Genomic DNA, 16,978 nt, shown 5'->3' with positions numbered 1-16,978 from the left:
TTACGGACGCGGGGACGCCGGGCCGCGGATGAGCCGGGCGACGCGCAGTCCCGCCCAGAGCAGCAGGGCCAGCACGCCGACGAGCACGTACTCGATGGCCGGGATCCTGATCGCCTCGCCGGCGCCGCCGAGGAGGTCGCCGCGCAGGGCGTACACGACCATGAGGGAGACCGCGTAGCAGGCGGCCAGCAGCAGGCGCGCGGCGCGCGAGAGCCCCAGCCCGTGCATCTGGGTGATCAGGAAGACGCCGAGGAAGCCGAACAGGAACATCGGCCACATCCCGTCGGGGCCTGAGGTCATGACGGCCACGAGGGTGCCGTGCACCACGACCGTCAGCTCCAGCGTCAGCGTCCACCAGCGGTTGGTGTGGGCGCGGGTGAGGAACAGGCTGCCCTGCAGCAGCAGGAGGAACATGTAGAAGAAGCCGACCAGGTGGCCGCTGGTGGCCTCCGCCGGGTGGTACCAGAAGGTGTACACCGCCGCCCAGCTGAACAGGTAGCCGTGATAGCGGCGGGCGAAGTCGACGACCTCCCGGCCGAGGGGCGCGGGCCTGCCGAGGAACAGGCCGCGGCGGCGGTTCTCCATGAGCAGGACGACGACCAGGAGGAGCACCACGGAGCCCTGGGAGCTGTAGATCGACACGTCCTGGGCCAGGCCGTCGTAGAAGAGGTGGGTCTGCAGCGTGTGCAGGGCGACGAAGCCGGTGTTGACGGCCAGGGCGACGACGTTGACCGGGTGCAGCCCGGCTGCGTGGCGGCGCACCCTGGTCTGCGCGTAGAAGATCATCCACCAGAACGCGACCTGGTGGGCGGCGTATCCCGTCCAGGCCGACAGCCTGGTCCACACGGTGGGCTCGGGCAGTTTCCAGTAGTACCAGGAGGCGCCCTGGTCGGGCAGGAGCGTGATGCCGTGCAGTCGCTGGCCGAACAGCCAGATCAGGCCGGTCAGCACGGCGCTGGCCGCCACCCCGGCCGCCAGCGCCGTGCCCGGCCGCACCGTGCTCAGCGCGTGCTTCGTGCCGTAAGGTATTTCCACCATCGAAATATATAGGGAGGGTTGTGAGCCCTTACGAGGTGATGGTGCTGATTCGCCGGCTCAACGTGGAGAGCGACCGATTCGTCGAGGGCTTCGCCGTGGCCCACCGGCTGCACCGCACCGACCTGAACGCCCTGGTGGAGATCCATGACGCGCACCACGCCGGTCATGCGCTCTCGCCCGGCGAGCTGGGCGCGAAGCTCAACCTCAGCGCGCCCGCCACCACGGCCCTCATCGACCGGCTGGAGCAGGCCGGCCATGCCGGACGCCGGCGCAGCGCCACCGACGGCCGCAAGGTCGAGGTCGTCATCACCGAGCGCGCGGTCGAGCTGGCGCGCACGTTCTTCGCCCCGCTGGGGCGCCACCTCACCGCCGTGGTCGAGGAGTTCGGCCCGGAGGAGCGGGAGACCATCGGCAGGTTCCTCACCCGCGGCATCGAGGCCACCGTGGCGGCCCGGGGGGACCACGGGGCATGAAGAAGATCGTGATCACCGGGGGCACCCGCGGCCTCGGGCGCGGCCTGGCCCGCGCGCTGCTGGAGCAGGGCCACCAGGTGGTGGTGTGCGGCACCACCCAGGCCGGCGTCGCCGCGGTCACCGCCGAGCTCGGCGTGCCCGCCCTCGTGGCGGACGTCACCGACCGCCCCCAGGTCCAGGCGCTCTGGGACGAGGCCGTACGCCGCTTCGGCCGCGTCGACATCTGGGTCAACAACGCCGGGGTGCCCCACCATCGCCTCCCGCTGTGGCGGCTGCCCGAGCCCGAGGCGCGCACGGTGGTGGAGGTCAACCTGCTCGGCGTGCTGAATGGGTGCGCCGTCGCGGCGGCGGGGATGGCGGCGCGGGGCGGCGGCCACATCTGGAACATGGAGGGCCTGGGCAGCGACGGCCGCATCGTGCCCGGCCTCGGCGTCTACGGCGCCTCCAAGCGCGCAGTCACCTACCTGACCTGGGCCCTGGCCAAGGAGGCTCCCGACGGGGTGACGGCGGGCCTGCTCAGCCCGGGCATGGTGGTCACCGACCTGCTGACGTACGGCTACTCGGGCGACGACTTGGGCGGCGATTCCGGCGGCGACTCGGAGGCGGCGCGGGGGCGCGCCTCTGAGATCTTCGCGATCCTGGCCGATCCGGTCGACACCGTGGCGCCGTGGCTGGCACGGCGCGTCGTCAGCCGGGCGAAGAACGGCGCCCACGTCCGCCGGCTGACGACCGCCAAGATCGCCTACCGGTTCGCCAGGGCGCCCTTCGCCAGGCGGTGTCCCCGGAAGTGACGGGTTCCGGACACCAGCGTTGATCAAGTAACGGCCTGACTCGTTAGGCTGCGTGGGTCGCACGTCGCCCATCGGATCACCGGCGGGCCCCCGCAGGCGGCGAAGGATCGATGCGAGGTGACGGTTGGCTGGCGAGGCGGCGCGGCTGCTGGAGCACTTCGGCCGCCGCTACGCGGCCGCGGTGCGCCTGGCCACGATCGCGCCGATCGTCGCCATCGCCCTGTTCCGCGCCCCGCCCGAGAACGTCGCGGCCACCGCGGTGGCGGCCGCCGCCGCGGCGGCGTGGACCTGCGGCTACGCATGGTGGTTACGCGCGGGACGCGGGCACGCGGCGGTCGCCCTCGACGTGGTCGTCCTGCTGGGCCTGTACACGAGCATCTTCCTGACCGACGCCGTCGAGGACCGTAACACCGGGTGGCTGCGGCTGCTGATCACGTTCGCCTGCGTGACGTGCCAGTGGCACGCCCCGCCGCTCGTGGGAGGCCTCGCGGCGGTGGCGACAGCGGGCGGGGCGGTGGCCTTCCTCACGGTGGCGGGAGCGGCCCAGGTGGACAACACGCTGGTCACGGGGACGGTGTGGGCGCTACCGGCCGCCGGGCTGTCCAGAGCGGCCTGGGTGCTCGTCCACCGCGCCGCGGAACGCGCGGACCGGATGGCCGCAGAGGCCGAACGGGCACGCGCCGAGTCTCAGGTGGCCGAGGCGGTCAGGGCCGAGGAACGCGAGCTCGGCAACTCGCTGCACGACACGGCGGCCACGACCCTGCTGATGGTCGGCATCGGGCAGGTGCGCTCGGACGCGGAGTGGCTGGCCCCGCAGGCGAGCCGCGACCTCGACAGGCTCCGCTCCGACAACGGGCGCGCCCCCCTGCACGCCGACCTCGTCGAGCTGCTGAGCGACGACCTCGATTCCGTGCAGCTGACCGTGGACCTCGACACCCCGGCGGAGCTACGGCTGCCGTTCGAGGTGGCCAGGGCGATCGCCGACGCGGCCAGGGAGTCACTCACCAACGTACGCCGCCACGCGGGCACGACCAGGGCGGCCGTCCGGCTGAGCGGCGACGCGCGGTCGCTGCGGCTCGACATCGCCGACCAGGGCAGGGGATTCTCGCCATCGCAGGTGCCCGCCACCCGGCGCGGCCTGCGCGAGTCCGTACGAGGCAGGATGAGCCGCATCGGCGGCACGGCCACGATCACCTCCGCCGAGGGGGAGGGCACCCTCGTCCGGCTGGAATGGCGTGCCGATGGGTGACGCCGCCGAGGAGATGACGCGGACGCAGCTACGGCGGGGCCTGCGGGTCGCGACGCTGCTCGTCGTCCTGGTGACGGTGTGCGGGCAGGGGCTGGCCAACCTCCTGCGCCACCTGGACGACTACACCTCGCCGCTCGCGCAGCTGGCCGCTTTCGCGGTGCTCGCCGCCGTGCTCGCCGGCGAGGCCGTCCTGCTCGTCCGGAGGCGACCGTGGGGACGGCTGCGCCGGGCCGCCATCGCCGCCGTGCTCGCCGCGTCCGTCCTGTCGTACGTGACCCTCCCGGAAGGGCGAACCTCCACCGGCACCGACTGGATGTTCGGCGCCGCCGCCTGGGTGGGCCTCGTCGTGCTGCTCGACCGTCCGCTGCGGGTCGCCGTCGCGTTCCTGCTCGCCCACGACCTGACCGCCCTGGTGCACCTGCTCGCGGTCGACCCCAACCGGGGAGACCTGGCCCGCTTCGCCACCGGCTCGGTGACCGTGGTCGGCCTCCCCCTGTGCGTGGCCGTGGTGGCGGCCGTATTCGCCTCGCTGAGCGCGGCCTCGGCGGCCTCCCAGCGGGAGATCGAGCGGGTACGCGTCGCCGAGGCGGTCGCGGCGGAATCCCACCGCCGCAGGCAGCAGCGGCTCGCCGAGCTGTCGGCGACCACGGTCCCGCTGCTGGAAGGGCTCGCCGACGGCTCGCTCAGCCCCGAGGCCCCGGCGATCCAGCGGCGCTGCGCGATCGAGGCCGGCCGGATGCGCAGGCTGTTCGCCGAGACCGACACCGTGGCCAACCCCCTGCTGCACGAGCTGCGGCACTGCGCTGACGTCGCGGACCGCAAGGGCGTCGTGGTGGAGCTGGACGCGCGGGGGCAGTGGCCGACGCCGCCCGTGGCCGTCCGGCGTGACCTCACCGAGCCGGTGCTGAGCGTGCTCGCCACCGCCTCCTCCCGGGCCAGGATCGCGGTCGTCGGCGGCGCGGACCTGGTGTCGGTGAGCGTCGTCGCGGACAGCGGCGAGGTGGATCTGCCGGACCCGGTGACGCCGGGAGTGCACGTAGAGACGTTGAACGCCGACAACACGGTATGGATGGAGGTCCGATGGCAGCCGAGCCCGCAGCCGGCGAGCTGATCACCGTGGTGATCGTCGACGATCACGTGGCCATCGCCGCGGGCGTGCGCTTCTGGTGTTCCCAGGCCGTGCCGCCGATCGAGCTCGTCGACGCCGGCGACCGGCTCGCCGACGTGTGGACCGGCCCCGGAGCCGACGCCGACGTCGTGATCTTCGATCTGGAGCTGGTGCCGCGCAGGCCGGACTTCGGCGAGCTGCGCAGGCTCGTCGACAACGGCCGCCGCGTGATCGTGTACTCCCAGCACGTCGACGACGCGATCGCGATCAAGTGCGTCGACCTCGGCGCGCTCGCCTACCTGACCAAGCGCGAGGGCCCCGACCACCTGTTGCCCGCCATCCGGGCGGCCGCGAAGGGCGAGCCCTACACCGCGCCGTCGCTGTCCGGGGCGCTCATCGCCGACGACGCTCCCGGCCGGCCGCGCCTGTCCCAGCGCGAGACCGAGGTGCTGCGGGCGTGGTTCGTGGCCTCGTCCAAGGAACTCGTCGCCGCGAAGCTCAACATCACCGTCAAGACCGTCGACACCTACATCGCACGCGTACGGGTGAAGTACGCCAACGTGGGGCGGGCCGCCCGCACCAAGAGCGAGCTCGTCGGCCGCGCCCTCGACGACGGGCTCATCACGCTCGCCGAGCTCAACGAGACGGCGACCTCCCTGTAGGGCCTCCACGGACGTCGGCGCCTCGCCGTCCACTGACCACCGCCAGGGCACGCAGGCTCTCCGCCCGGCGTGTCCAGCGAGCTGCGAGCCCTTGACCTGCGTGAACATGGTGGGAAGGTTGCTGTTCCCGTGACAGGGAACGGGACGCCCTTCACATGCGAGCGTGAGGAGCTTGGGGTGCAAGACCTACTGTCCGCGATCTCGGACTTCGTCTGGGGGCCGTTCCTGCTGATCCCCCTGCTCCTGCTGACCGGCCTCTACCTCACGATCGTGCTGCGCGGCCTGCAGTTCCACAAGCTCTTCTACGCCCTGTGGCTCGCGCTCATCCGGCGCAAGGAAGCCGAGGGCGTGGGCGACATCTCCCACTACCAGGCCCTGTCGACGGCCCTGGCGGCCACCGTGGGCGTCGGCAACATCGCGGGCGTCGCCACGGCCATCCACCTCGGCGGCCCCGGCGCCCTGTTCTGGATGTGGGTGACCGGGCTGCTCGGCATGGCGACGAAATACTCCGAGGCGTTCCTCGGCGTGCGCTTCCGCCGTGCCGACGCGAAGGGAGAGCAGAGCGGCGGCCCGATGTTCTACCTGACCTACGGGGTGGGCGGGAAGTTCGGCGCGATCCTGGGCGTGCTGTTCGCCGTCTTCGGCGCGCTCGCGGCGTTCGGCATCGGCAACATGGTGCAGTCCAACAGCGTGGCCGACGCGATCAACTCGCAGTGGGGTGTTCCCATGTGGCTGACCGGCGCGATCATCACGGTGCTCGCCGCGGTCGTCATCCTGGGCGGGATCAAGAGCATCGGCGCGGTGACCAGCGCCTTCGTCCCCGTGATGATCGTCTTCTACATCCTCGGCGCCCTGTGGATCATCATCGCCAACCTCGGCAACCTGCCCGAGGCGCTGGCCCTCGTCTTCGCCGACGCGTTCACCGGCACCGCGGCCGGCGGCGGGTTCGCCGGCGCGGGCGTCCTGCTGGCCATCCGGTACGGCGTCGCCCGCGGCATCTTCTCGAACGAGTCGGGTCTCGGCACCGGCGGCATCGCCGCGGCGGCGGCCAAGACGAACGAGCCCGTGCGGCAGGCGCTCGTGTCGATGACCCAGACGTTCATCGACACGCTGATCGTGGTCAGCATGACCGGCCTGGCCATCGTCGTCACCGGCGTCTGGCGCAGCGGCGAGACCGGCGCGCCGCTCACCACCTCGGCCTTCAGCCACGGGCTGCCCGGCCAGTGGGGAGGCATCGTCGTGACGATCGGCCTGGTCTTCTTCGCGTTCTCCACGCTGCTCGGCTGGGCCTATTACGGCGAGCGCTGCATGGACCGGCTCTTCGGCAGGGGAGCGGTGGTGCCGTACCGGTTGGTGTTCATCATGCTGATCTTCGTCGGCACGGTGCTGGAACTGCAGACCGTGTGGACGTTCTCCGACATCATGAACGGTCTCATGGCGCTGCCCAACCTCATCGGCCTGCTCCTGCTCTCCGGGCTCGTCGTCCGGGAGACCCGCGCGTACTTCAACCGTCCCGACTGGGACAAGGTGCCAGCCGTCGAGCCGCGGTGAACACGTGTGCGCGCCGCCGGTGCCGGCTGCCAGGATGCACGCATGACTGATCTCGAACTGAAGTCGGACCTGAGCTTCTACCTGCAGCGCGCCCGCGAGGCCCTGCTGTGGAAGCTCGACGGCCTGTCCGACCACGACGTCCGCCGCCCGCTGACGCCCACCGGCACCAACCTGCTGGGGCTGGTCAAGCACGTCGCCGGCACGGAGGCGGGCTATCTCGGCGACGTCTTCGGCCGGCCGTTCCCCGAGCCGCTGCCGTGGATGGCGGAGGACGCCGAGCCCAACGCCGACATGTGGGCGAGCGCGGACGAGCCGCGCGAGGACATCGTGGGCCTCTATCACCGGGTGTGGGCCCACTCCGACGCGACGATCGACGCGCTGGCGCTCGACGCGGCCGGAGAGGTGCCGTGGTGGGCGGAGGGGCGTCGCAAGGTGACGCTGCACCGGATCATCACGCACATGATCGTCGAGACCAACCGGCACGCCGGCCACGCCGACATCGTCCGCGAGCTGATCGACGGTGCCGCCGGGATGCAGCAGGGCAACGACAACCTGCCGCAGGGCGACCGGGCGTGGTGGGAGGCCTACCGCGGCCGGCTGGAGCAGGTCGCGCGGGAGGCGGGCCAGCGGTCCGCCGGGTGAGGTGAGGCGGCGGCGCCCGCTGAACCGGCGGCTCACACACCGCTGCGCCCGCCGGGCCGACGGCCGTTATAGTGGACACGTACAATATCTGTTCTTCCTCTGAGGACGACGACGCCGGCCGCCGTTGCCGACCCGGTTCTGCCCTGATCGACGGGCCCGGGCGCGGCCGGATCCCTCCGTCGTCAGCTCTCGTCTCTCACCGGGCGCCCGCCTGCGCGCGAGCCCGGTCCTTGGAGGAAGCGTGTCCACCGCCATGTCCCTACCGGCTCGTGCGCGGGCCCATCTCAGCGCCACCGACGTGCGTCTCGCGCGCGGTGGCAGGCCGGTCCTGACCGGCGTCAACCTCACCGTCTCTCCCGGTGACCGCCTGGGCGTGGTCGGCGAGAACGGCCGCGGCAAGACCACCCTGCTGCACGTCCTCGCCGGCGCCCTGACCCCCGACTCCGGCTCGGTCAGCCGGGTCGGCACCGTCGGCGTCGCCGACCAGGAACTGCCCATCGGCGACGACCGCACGGTCGGCGACCTGATCGACGTCGAGCTCGCGCAGGTGCGGGCCGTGCTCCGCGCGTTCGACGCGGCGACGCGCGCCCTGGAGGAGGAACGTCCTGGCGCCGAGCAGGACTACGCCGACGCGCTCGCCGCCGCGGAGTCCCTCGGCGCGTGGGACGCCGACCGCCGCGTCGACGTCTCGCTCGCCGCTCTCGGCGCCGTCAGCGACCGGGACCGGCCGCTGGCGGGCCTGTCCGTCGGGCAGCGTTACCGGATCAGGCTCTCCGGCCTGCTGGGCGCCGGGCACGACCTGCTGCTCCTGGACGAGCCGACCAACCATCTCGACGCGAGCGGCCTCGACCACCTGACCGCCCGGCTGCGCGCCCATCCGGGCGGGGTCGTGCTGGTCAGCCACGACCGCGCGCTGCTGGCCGACGTCGTCACCGCGGTGCTCGACCTCGACCCGACCAGCGACGGGCTGCCCCGTACGTACGGTGGCGGCTACGACGGCTACCGTGAGGGCCACCGCGCGGAACGCGAACGCTGGGAGCTCGCCTACCGCGACCAGGAGAACGAGCGCCAGAGGCTCGCGCAGGATCTGTCCGCCGCCCAGAACCGCCTGTCCACCGGATGGCGGCCCGACAAGGGGACCGGCAAGCACACGCGCGCCACCCGGGCGCCCGCACTGGTGCGGGCCGTACACCGGCGGCGGGAGGCGCTGGAGTCGCACGTGCTCGACGTGCCGAAGCCGCCGCTGCGCTTTCAGATGCCGCGCCTGGAGGCGACGCCGGGAGCCACGCTGCTGCGGGCCGACGACGTCACGGTGGCCGGAAGGCTGCGGGCGCCCCTGTCGGTGCATCTGCGCGCCGGTGACCGTCTCGTGGTGACCGGGCCCAACGGCGCGGGAAAGTCGACGCTGCTCGCCGTGCTCGCCCAGACGCTGGCGCCCGGCTCCGGGACCGTGCAGCGCAAGCGGGGCGCCCGCGTCGGCCTGCTCGCCCAGGAGTCACCGCCGCCGTCGCGGCGGCGGGCCTTCGAGGTGTACGAGGCCGCGGTCGGCCGGCTCGTCAGCTCCGGCGTGCTGCGCGAGGGTGACCAGGTCGGGCTCACGCAGCTGGGGCTGCTGCCCTCCGAAGCCGCGCACCGGCCGGTGCACGAGCTGTCGGTCGGCCAGCAACGCCGGCTCGACCTGGCCGTCCTGCTGGCCGCGCGGCCCCAGGTCGTCCTGCTCGACGAGCCGACCAACCACCTGTCCATGGCGCTGGTCGAAGAGCTGACCGAGGCGCTGTCCGTGACGGCCGCCGCGGTGGTCCTGGCCACCCACGACCGCAGGCTGCTGCGCGACACCGACACCTGGCCGCGGCTGCGGATCTGAGAGCCCGCGGGCGGTTCAGAGCCACAACCACAGGGCGAGCGCGGCGGCGGCGACGAGGACGATCGAGGTCCCGGCGAGGGCCTTGCCGAGCGTGGAGACCGGCGCCAGCCGGCCCAGGCCGGTGCGCCGGCCGTGGCGCGCCGTCCGGCCGTCGCCGCCGCCGTCCCGCGAGAGCATCCGGTCGAGGCCGGCCTTGACGGTGTCGGCGACGGGGGTCCCGGTCATGCTCAGCTCGCGCATCGTGCCGCCGGCCATGGTGTGGAGCAGGGCCGGGGCCGTTCCCGGCGCACCGAGCGTCATGATCGCGAGCAGGAACGTCCGGGGCGGGCTGTCCAGGTCCGCCAGGATCTCCTTGATGTCGGCCGATGTCAGATAGCGGCGATGGCCCACCCAGAGCACGTCCTGGTAGCGGAGCACGCTCTCCTCGGCCGCGCAGATGGAGCTGATCGCCTCGATGAGGTAGCGGTGGCGCGCCAGCGCGTACCTGACGGCCTCCATGCCCCGCGGATCGGTGGGCAGCGCGCGGCGGTCCGCCTCGGTGATCACTATCTCCAGCACCTTGCGGTTGCGGGACCGGACGGCGACGTGGCACAGCTCGTCCTCCGACATGACGGCGAGCACCTTGTGCAGGTGCTCGGAGCCCTGGAGGCAGGCGATGAGCAACCTGCCCGACGGAGCGCTCGCGGGCAGGAGCTTGCTCATCGCGGCGAGCAGCGCCGGGGAGAGTCCGTGCTCCAGTCGGTGCTGGCCGCCCAGATCGACCAGCATCTCCTCCACGTCCGCCGCGTGCATCGGCGCCGCGTACAGCAGCCGCAGCAGGATCTCGAAGAAGTCGCGGACGGCGGCCGAACCGCTCAGCCTCTCCGGCGGGCGGATCGGGTTCGCCCTGATGAACACCCGGTACGTCTTGCGGTCCTGGTCCGTCACCCGGTCGCGCGCCCGCTCCGCCAGCTGCACGTTGAGCGCGCCGAGCCGTTGCTCCTCGGCGTGCGCGATGCTCTCGCGGCACTGGTGCAGCAGCTGCTCCACCGAGGGTCTCGGCGGGCGTACGACGGACTGCCCTCCGTACGCCGCGACCCCCTCAGAGGCATGGCCGCGGAGCAGCCTGGACGCCGCCGCGCGGTCGGACACGTCGTCGAAGTCGCGCGGCTCCACCAGGGTTCCGAGCCACCCCACCAGGTCGCGGAGGTCGTCACCCTGATACCGCTCGAGCTCCTTCTCGTAGAGCAGCGCCTGGGGCGGGAACGACGCCGAGCGGTCATCCGCCTCCCAGGGCAGCTCCCACGCGCCGTGGGTGGGCGGCACCTCGGCGAAGGAGAGCCGGATCCGGTGCCGGGAGGCGCTGTTGGTCCAGGTCGAGACCGCCAGCGTGTGGCGGAACCCGTACGGGAGGAGCGCGGCCACGGCGTCGAGGAAGTCCAGCCGCCCTTCCGGCGGGAGGTGGCCGGCCCGCACCACGCAGACGGGCCGTCCGGTGAGCAGGAGCGCAGCCGCCCGCCGCGCCGTGCCGTTCACCTGGGCGGCGAGGTGCCGCTCGTCGTAGGCGGTGAGGGAGAGCCGGAAGGGCGCGTCGCCGGAGAAGTCCTCCCCGGCCAGCGCTTCGTACAGGGCGCGGTACGACGCCGCGCTCGGGCCCGCGATCACGTCCGCCCAGCGCACGCAGACGTAGTACGTCATCGCGTACGGGCGGTGGAAGCCGTCCTGGGAGTCGGGCTCCCTCTGCAGGGACAACCCCAGCCACGGCTCGCCGCCCGCGGCGAAGTAGCTGGTCGCCACGCGGGGCAGGGCCTTGGGCTCCATGGTGCCGGAGGTGAACGCCTTGAGCCACATGCCGAACTCCGCGTTGGAGATCGCCCCCGCGCTGCAGCGGATCACGCCGTAGTCGTCGAGGCTCTCCGGCGTCTTGCCGAGGATCGCCCAGTGGGCGGTCAGCCGTCCCATCGCCTGCTCCCGATCGCGCCGGGCCGGAGCATCCGGCCGAGCCAGAGCACGGGCTCCATGACGTTCATGGGGCGGATGGCGCCCCTGATCGTCAGCCCGCCGCCGGCGTTGTCGATGACGTTCAGGTAGTCGTCCGGGTCGAAGCGGCCGAGATCCTCGTCGATGAACAGCCCTACCGACGACGTCACGAAGTATCTGATGCGGTCCTTGTGGAAGAACGCCTCGATCAGGTCGAGGATCATCTCCGTGTTGTGGTCGTGGGCCTCGTGGCACAGCAGCCGGAAGAAGTCGCGGACGCGGTCAGGGGGCACGTGGGGGATGCGCAGTTCGTCGGTGGGGTCCCGCTCCGTGAACCCTCCCTCCATCGCGATCCGCAGCACCCGGGGGTCGTCGTACTTGGTGATGCAGACCGCGATGTGGTGGGGCAGCTTGCCGTCCTCGTACTCGTCGCCGACGAGCATCCGGCCGGCGACCTCGTGCAGCGCGGCGTCCAGGTGCTTGAACGCGTCGCCCACCCGGGCCTCACGGTCGGGGTCGAACATGTAGATCAGCCCGCGGCTCTTGACGAGGCTGTCGACCAGGGCCTTCTTGTCGATGTTCGACTCCGACTCGGCGAACAGGTCGCCTCGGAGGTCGAGGAAGTCGAGCTTGATCTTCGGCGCCCTCGCCGCGCGCGCCGTCCACGGCCACCACCATCGCCGGCGTGTCTCCGCCGGGCCGATGATCATCCAGCTGTAGTGGGTGAGGGCCTCGGTGGGGGCGGGGAACGTGCGCGCCTGCAGCAGCGTGTTGCGCAGTTTCGCCAGCTCTGTCCGCGACACCGCGTTCTCGCCGATGAGCCTCCAGCCGGCGTCACGGGACTTGTTCAGCGCGATGCTCAGCGCCGCCAGGAAGGCGGTCTTGCCGCTGCCCGAGGCTCCCCACATCGCGATGTCGGGCTCCCGGCCGCGCTCGGGGTCGTCAGGGACGGAGTCAGTGTCGGCCACCGCTGTCCTCACTCTGGGAGACGAAGGGAAGGGAGAGCACCCTCGCCGGCTCGGTCACCAGGCCGAGCCGGACCGCGAGCTCTTCCGCGTTGACCGCGTCCACCTGGAACAACGCGGTCGCGCCGAGCCGGTGCCAGGGCGACGTGGAGGTGGCCGGCGGGCTGTCGCAGATGACCGCGCTCCGGAGGCCGTGGCGCTGCTCCATCTCGCGCAGCAGCGCCAGCCAGTCGTGCCGCGCGGGACAGGCCGGCACCCGGTCGAGGCCGGACCGAGGAGGGTGCGGGGGCCGCGCCCCGATGGTGAGCAGCGCCGTGCGCGTGCCCTCCGTCTGCTGGATCAGCCGGGTGCGCACCTCCGCGAGCACGTCCTCGACCTGGGCGGCGTTCGGGTAGGTCGGCGCGGTGGGCCGCAGGAACTCGAGGGCGGCGCGGGCCTGCGCCGTGGACGCCGACCAGGCGGCGACGGCCGGCCTGCTGCGGTCCGCGCGCCTCGTGTCGTACACGTGGGTGCCGTACCCCATGACGGACACCTTGAGCTGCCGCAGGTCGGGGCAGCGGTCGGCGAGGAGGTCGATGACGTAGCCGGCCCAGTGGCAGCGGGCCTCGAACTCCTCCCTCGTGCCCGCCGTCTCGATGGCGCACACCAGGTGCGCGGGCCGGGGCGGGCGCTGGAGCCGCTCCGGCAGCGTGGCCACGATCTCCTCCCACGGGCGCGTGTCCGGCCGGAGCCCGGGGACCTCGGGGAAGCGGACCAGGCCGGGGCGTTCCAGCACCGCCCGCAGCGGGTGCCGCCCCGGCGGGAGCGGCGCGTGGTCGGCCGACACCAGCCCCGACGGCCGGAGCGGGCCCGACCAGGCGGAGACGGCGAGCACCATGCCGCCCGCGTCGGTGCACGTGACGGTCACGTGGGCCTCGTCGCCGGGCTGCGCGCCGGCGCCGAAGAGCCGCCGGCCCACGAGTTCGAGCCTGCCGTCCTCAGCGCGTTCCCTGGCCACGATCAGGTCGTACGTCTGGCGCAGGGGTGCCCCGGCGGTCAGCTCGCCGAGCAGTTCGCCGACCTTCACCCCCGGCGCCTCGATGAGCCGGGCCGAGGGGCGCCACCGCAGCAGCGCGCGCACCGCGGCCTCCTGCTCGTGCCCGCCGGCGGAGCGCGCGATCACCACGGGATCGGCCTCGTCGGCGGAGACGAGATCGCGGGCGACCCGGAGCACCGCGTCGAAGACCTCGTCGCCCGAGGCGGTCAGGGTGGACCACTTGGCGGAGGCTCTGCGCGTGTGGTGGGCCGTGCCGACCTCGTCGGCGCGGACCTCGAAGACACGTATGCCGGCGGCGTCGATCTCCACGACGGCCAGCCGTTCCCTGAATGAGACGATCAGATCGGCGAGCTCGCCACGCAACCCGCCCTCTGCGAAATGGTGCAAGAATCTCCCCGCCCGTTTCAAGACCCTGTTCGGCGACTAACCCTGTTCAGCACCAAGGGTGAAATATGTAGTTGATCATCGTTTGTCCGTTTTCTGATAGTTTGAGACGAGCTGGTGGATCAGGCTCCTGAGTGAGCCGACATTTATCCTCTTGTTATAAGTCATGATTGCCGGTTGTTTATGGTAGTCATGGGATTACTCACGGGATAGGTTGTGCGGCATCCTGTCCCTTTCCCCCGGGGTGGCGTGTGGTCGGTAGATGGTTGATCGTCCTGTCGGGTGCGCGTCCCGAAGTGCTGGACAGGTGCAGGGGAGAGCGCGCCAGATTCCACGGCATGGGTGGCGCCATCCTGACCACGGCCTGCGTCGCCGCCATCTCCATGACGTTCGCCCTCGCCTCGGCGCTCAAGGTGTTCACGCCGCTCGCCGTCCTCATCGGCCTCGTCTGGGGCGTGGCGATCCTGAGCCTCGACCGGTGGCTCGTCACGTCCCTGCCGGCCCAGGGCGGACGTCGCTTCTGGCTCGCCCTGCCCCGGGTGCTCCTCGCGCTGCTGCTCGGGGCCGTCATCTCCACGCCGCTGGTCCTGCAGATCTTCAAGCCTGAGATCGACGCCGAGATCGTCGACATCCAGCAGGAACGGACAGACGCGTTCACCCGCGCGCAGCAGGCGGGGGAGACCGGCCGGCGCATCGCCGAGCTGGAGAAGTCGGCCACGGCACTGGAAGCCGTGATCGTCTCACGCGGTGAGAGCCCGCTCGACCCCGCCGCCGACCCCCGCGTCCAGGAGCTGACCAAGTCGCGGGCCCAGGCCGTCAAGCAGCGTGACAAGGCCTACCAGGAATGGCAGTGCCAGCTGTACATCGGACCGCCCAAGTGCGCGAAGAAGGGCCGAGGTCCGCTCGCGAAGGCGGCGGAGGAGGCGTACATCACGGCCCGCGACCGGGCGAAGGACCTCGACGGGCAGATCGAGCAGCGCAGGCAGCAGCTCAGCGACACCCAGAAAGCGGGAAAGGCGAGCAGGCTGACCCAGGCGGAGCAGGACCTGCGCGCCGTGCAGGCCGAGCTGGACAAACTGACCGAGCAGCAGGCCGGGCTCCGGAACGGCTTCGCCCAGGAGATCACGGGGTCCGACGGCCTGATGTTGCGGCTGGAGGCGCTCAGCAGGGTCTCGCGGGACAACGCCACCCTCAGCACGGCGAGGCTCCTGCTGTTCCTGTTCATCCTGCTCATCGAGTGCCTGCCGATCCTCGTCAAGCTCATGCAGCGGCCTGGCAGCTACGACACGATCGTGGCGGCGCTGGAGAAGCAGGAGGTCAACGACGCCATCGACCAGATCAACGAGGCCGACAGGCGGCTCGCGCGCGGCGCCGGGCGGGACGGCCCGACCCGGCCGTACACCGCGGAGGATCCGCATACGGGCACCTTCCACGACACCTTCCGCGACGCCGGCACCTCCTACCCGCCGCCGCGGCAGGAGGACAACGTGACCAGGAGTTTCGAGGACGAGGCCCTGCGCGAGCTCCGCGACGACCGCGCCGCACGGACGGCCGCGACCGGCGGGCGGGCCGGGTACGCCGGGCTGAACGATGATTGGTAGGCGCGTCGCCGGCCGGTTCGTCATCGAGGCGCCCCTGGGCAGCGGCGGCATGGGATGGGTCTGGCGTGGGCGTGACAGCAAGCTCGACCGGGTGGTGGCGCTCAAGCAGGTGCGCGCCGACGTCGGGCGCCTGCCGGAGCTGAGGGCGCGGGCCGAACGCGAGGCGCAGGCGCTGGCCAGGATCGACCACCCCGGCATCGTCCGCGTTCACGACGTGCTCGACGCCCCCGACGGCCCGTGGATCGTGATGGACTACGTCCAGGGCACCGTGCTCGGCGAGCTCATCAAACGAGCGCCGCTGTCCGAGCCCGCCGTGGTGCGCATCGGCGCCCAGGCGCTCCACGCGCTCGCCGCCGCGCACGCGGTAGGGGTGCTCCACCGCGACGTTAAGCCGGACAACATCCTGATCACCGCCTCCAGCTCGGTCGTCCTGGTCGACTTCGGGATCGCCACCATCGAGGGCCACGAGCGCATCACCATGCTCGGCCACGTGGTCGGCACCCCCGACTTCATCGCCCCCGAGCGCATACGCGGCACGCCGGTGGGCCCGGCGGCCGACCTGTGGTCGCTCGGGGCCACCCTCTACACGGCCCTGGAAGGACGCCCGCCGTTCCACAAGCGCACCGAGGAGGCCACCAGGTTCGCGATCCTCACCTCGCCCCCGGACCCGATGACCAGGGCGGTCCGGCTCAAGCCGGCCCTCGACCGGTTGCTCGCCAAGAGCCCGGCCAACCGGATGACCGCCGGTGAGCTGGCGCGGCACCTGGAAGGGGCCGCCAGGGGCGATCCCGGCTCCGGGCCGCGGCGGCCGTCGCGCGCTTCCACGGCAACGCCGCCCCATCCTGCCCGATCTTCCCGGCCGCCCGGGGAGGACGGGGCCGTACGGGCGAACGGCGGCGTTCCCGGCGGCAGGGGCGTCTCCGCAGGCGGGGGAGCAGGCGCCGGGGCGGCGGCGCGACGCGTACGCCGGACGCTGGCGGACGCCGGCGAAGCGGAGCGGGGTTCGATGGTCCTCGCCCTGCCCCCCGACGAGGCGGCGGTGCTGCTCGCCGAGCGGTACACGTTGTTCACGACCGCCGCGGTCGAGGAGATGTGCCGCCAGGCGGCGAAGAGCGCGACGATCCTCCAGATGCTGCTCCCGTCCCGCGCGGGCTGGCTGCTCGACCAGGTGCGCGACCCGCGCCTGGTGGCCAGGGTGGTCCTCGCGATGAACGCCCACCACCGCGGGCTCGTGCTGGGCCAGATGCACGACCGGCATTCGGCGGCGGCCATCGAGGCGATGGCCGACATCGACACCCGGCAGAGCGGCCTCGCCGTCGCCGCGATGCAGAAGGACCCGGCGGCTCAGGCGCTGAGCCGCCTTCCGCCCGCCACGATCGCCGGGTTGCTGGCGCAGACCCCGCCGTCCTGCCGCGCCGGCCTGGTGCCCTTGTTGCCGTCGGGGATCCGCGAGGACGTGGCGCGCCGGCTCGCTGGTTGAGGCGGTCGAGGAGCCGCCCGGCCGGAGGCGAGGGGCTGTTTGGCGAGGCGAGGTCCGGCCGGACGCGAGAGCCGGCCCGGCCGGGGTGGGGGCTGCCCTGCCGGGGATGACGGTGCTTCGGCTGGGGTGAGGGTGTGACCGGAGGCCGAGGCCATGGTGGCAGCGGCCTCCGGCC

At 72.3% G+C, this 16,978-nt stretch carries 14 protein-coding genes; 10 read left to right on the top strand and 4 right to left on the bottom strand.

All coding sequences use genetic code 11. The annotated features are described in order from the left end of the window. Complete coding sequence (locus ABGB14_RS32960) at window positions 1–1,035, bottom strand: hypothetical protein (RefSeq protein ID WP_347647742.1); 1,035 nt, start codon at window positions 1,033–1,035, stop codon at window positions 1–3. A 23-nt stretch (window positions 1,036–1,058) separates the two neighbouring features. On the opposite strand from ABGB14_RS32960, the gene ABGB14_RS32955 reads away from it, so the two are divergent. From ABGB14_RS32955 to ABGB14_RS32920, 8 genes are all read left to right on the top strand, one after another. After that, window positions 1,059–1,511 (top strand): MarR family transcriptional regulator, encoded by a 453-nt coding sequence (locus ABGB14_RS32955; RefSeq protein WP_347647741.1) that lies wholly within the window; start codon window positions 1,059–1,061, stop codon window positions 1,509–1,511. Beyond that, window positions 1,508–2,302, top strand: a complete 795-nt coding sequence (locus ABGB14_RS32950) for an SDR family oxidoreductase (RefSeq protein ID WP_347647740.1) — start codon at window positions 1,508–1,510, stop codon at window positions 2,300–2,302. Before ABGB14_RS32955 ends, ABGB14_RS32950 begins: the two co-directional genes overlap by 4 nt. A gap of 124 nt (window positions 2,303–2,426) precedes the next feature. Further along, window positions 2,427–3,551, top strand: coding sequence for an ATP-binding protein (locus ABGB14_RS32945; protein WP_347647739.1), 1,125 nt, complete (start codon window positions 2,427–2,429; stop codon window positions 3,549–3,551). Further along, complete coding sequence (locus ABGB14_RS32940; RefSeq protein WP_347647738.1) at window positions 3,544–4,662, top strand: hypothetical protein; 1,119 nt, start codon at window positions 3,544–3,546, stop codon at window positions 4,660–4,662. Before ABGB14_RS32945 ends, ABGB14_RS32940 begins: the two co-directional genes overlap by 8 nt. Continuing rightward, window positions 4,632–5,321, top strand: a complete 690-nt coding sequence (locus ABGB14_RS32935) for a response regulator transcription factor (protein WP_347647737.1) — start codon at window positions 4,632–4,634, stop codon at window positions 5,319–5,321. The genes ABGB14_RS32940 and ABGB14_RS32935 overlap by 31 nt, the downstream gene beginning before the upstream one ends. 177 nt (window positions 5,322–5,498) lie before the next feature. Next, complete coding sequence (locus ABGB14_RS32930) at window positions 5,499–6,872, top strand: sodium:alanine symporter family protein (protein WP_347647736.1); 1,374 nt, start codon at window positions 5,499–5,501, stop codon at window positions 6,870–6,872. Window positions 6,873–6,914: 42 nt separating this feature from the next. Further along, the gene (locus ABGB14_RS32925) at window positions 6,915–7,514 is read left to right on the top strand and encodes a DinB family protein (RefSeq protein WP_347647735.1); all 600 of its coding nucleotides are present in this window, start codon (window positions 6,915–6,917) and stop codon (window positions 7,512–7,514) included. 253 nt (window positions 7,515–7,767) lie between these two features. Continuing rightward, window positions 7,768–9,378, top strand: coding sequence for an ABC-F family ATP-binding cassette domain-containing protein (locus ABGB14_RS32920; protein ID WP_347647903.1), 1,611 nt, complete (start codon window positions 7,768–7,770; stop codon window positions 9,376–9,378). Between the two features lie 15 nt (window positions 9,379–9,393). Here ABGB14_RS32920 and ABGB14_RS32915 read toward each other — a convergent pair whose 3' ends face one another. From ABGB14_RS32915 to ABGB14_RS32905, 3 genes are read right to left on the bottom strand one after another with little or no spacing between them, the layout of a single operon-like run. Further along, window positions 9,394–11,319, bottom strand: a complete 1,926-nt coding sequence (locus ABGB14_RS32915; RefSeq protein ID WP_347647734.1) for a hypothetical protein — start codon at window positions 11,317–11,319, stop codon at window positions 9,394–9,396. After that, entirely contained in the window at window positions 11,307–12,305 is a 999-nt protein-coding gene (locus ABGB14_RS32910) for a hypothetical protein (RefSeq protein ID WP_347647733.1), read from the bottom strand. Before ABGB14_RS32910 ends, ABGB14_RS32915 begins: the two co-directional genes overlap by 13 nt. Beyond that, the gene (locus ABGB14_RS32905; RefSeq protein ID WP_347647732.1) at window positions 12,292–13,725 is read right to left on the bottom strand and encodes a hypothetical protein; all 1,434 of its coding nucleotides are present in this window, start codon (window positions 13,723–13,725) and stop codon (window positions 12,292–12,294) included. The genes ABGB14_RS32910 and ABGB14_RS32905 overlap by 14 nt, the downstream gene beginning before the upstream one ends. Window positions 13,726–13,973: 248 nt before the next feature. On the opposite strand from ABGB14_RS32905, the gene ABGB14_RS32900 reads away from it, so the two are divergent. Then, complete coding sequence (locus ABGB14_RS32900) at window positions 13,974–15,323, top strand: DUF4407 domain-containing protein (RefSeq protein WP_347647731.1); 1,350 nt, start codon at window positions 13,974–13,976, stop codon at window positions 15,321–15,323. Further along, window positions 15,313–16,803 carry a serine/threonine-protein kinase gene (locus tag ABGB14_RS32895; RefSeq protein WP_347647730.1) on the top strand — a complete coding sequence of 497 codons (1,491 nt, stop codon included), beginning with the start codon at window positions 15,313–15,315 and terminating at the stop codon, window positions 16,801–16,803. Before ABGB14_RS32900 ends, ABGB14_RS32895 begins: the two co-directional genes overlap by 11 nt. Window positions 16,804–16,978: the final 175 nt, after the last annotated feature.

The sequence above is a fragment of the Nonomuraea sp. B10E15 genome (assembly GCF_039871615.1).
Taxonomy (GTDB): Bacteria; Actinomycetota; Actinomycetes; order Streptosporangiales; family Streptosporangiaceae; genus Nonomuraea.
The sequence above is the reverse complement of the archived record's forward strand: the minus strand, read 5'-3'. Positions and strand labels throughout refer to the sequence as shown.

Excerpts from the sequence above, each read along its gene's own strand:
- ABGB14_RS32895 (WP_347647730.1), top strand. The coding sequence starts at position 15,313 with ATGATTGGTAGGCGCGTCGCCGGCCGGTTCGTCATCGAGGCGCCCCTG.
- ABGB14_RS32915 (WP_347647734.1), bottom strand. The coding sequence starts at position 11,319 with ATGGGACGGCTGACCGCCCACTGGGCGATCCTCGGCAAGACGCCGGAG.
- ABGB14_RS32950 (WP_347647740.1), top strand. The coding sequence starts at position 1,508 with ATGAAGAAGATCGTGATCACCGGGGGCACCCGCGGCCTCGGGCGCGGC.
- ABGB14_RS32925 (WP_347647735.1), top strand. The coding sequence starts at position 6,915 with ATGACTGATCTCGAACTGAAGTCGGACCTGAGCTTCTACCTGCAGCGC.
- ABGB14_RS32935 (WP_347647737.1), top strand. The coding sequence starts at position 4,632 with ATGGCAGCCGAGCCCGCAGCCGGCGAGCTGATCACCGTGGTGATCGTC.
- ABGB14_RS32920 (WP_347647903.1), top strand. The coding sequence starts at position 7,768 with ATGTCCCTACCGGCTCGTGCGCGGGCCCATCTCAGCGCCACCGACGTG.
- ABGB14_RS32940 (WP_347647738.1), top strand. The coding sequence starts at position 3,544 with ATGGGTGACGCCGCCGAGGAGATGACGCGGACGCAGCTACGGCGGGGC.